General features: G+C 65.7%; 1 protein-coding gene. It reads right to left on the bottom strand.

All coding sequences use genetic code 11. The annotated features are described in order from the left end of the window. Window positions 1-327: 327 nt before the first annotated feature. The coding region (locus tag ACTWQR_RS55935) for an MmyB family transcriptional regulator (RefSeq protein ID WP_443235045.1) at window positions 328-636 on the bottom strand (309 nt) is incomplete at its 5' end.

Genomic DNA, 636 nt, shown 5'->3' with positions numbered 1-636 from the left:
CTCCGCCGCGAACGCCTCCAACTCACCACGCACCACAGCAATCTCGTCCGGAGTCACACACACTCAACGCCACACCGGGCCGGAAGGACACGCACCACCTCAACCGACCTGACCAAGCCCTACTAGGGAGAGGTGCAGGAGGCGCCACATGTGTTGCACCATCACCTGAGTGGGTGACAGGCGTGCCCGGGGGTCCGTCAGTTGCTGTCAGTGAGGATCGTGAACCCGTAGAGCGCAAAGCAAAAGCCGTGCGGGTTACACCATTTCAGGGGTGCCCTTGTCCGGCCCTTCCCGTGCCGAGCCTTGCCCGGTCCCCGGTCCAGGACGTCAGGGGGTGAGCTGCTGGTGTCCGATGACGGAGAGCAGTTCGAGTTTGCTGTGGCTCTCCGTGCCGGGGCGGGTGGTCAGCACCACCAGGGTCTGGGCGCGGTTCTCGGTGTACAGGAGCTGGGCGTCGAGGTCGATGCGGCCGAGTTCGGGATGGAGGATGGTCTTGCAGTTGCCGTAGCGGGCGACTTCCTGCAGTTCCCACATGCGGACGAACTCGGGGCTGTGTTCCTGGAGTTCGGCGAGAATCCGGGCGGCTCGGGGGGTGTCGCTGCCGGCTGTCAGCGCGGCCCTCAGGCGCGCTGCATG

This window comes from Streptomyces sp. 2A115, assembly GCF_052245575.1.
Classification (GTDB): domain Bacteria; phylum Actinomycetota; class Actinomycetes; order Streptomycetales; family Streptomycetaceae; genus Streptomyces.
Note: the sequence above shows the minus strand (reverse complement) of the source record. Positions and strands in the feature narration are given on the sequence as shown.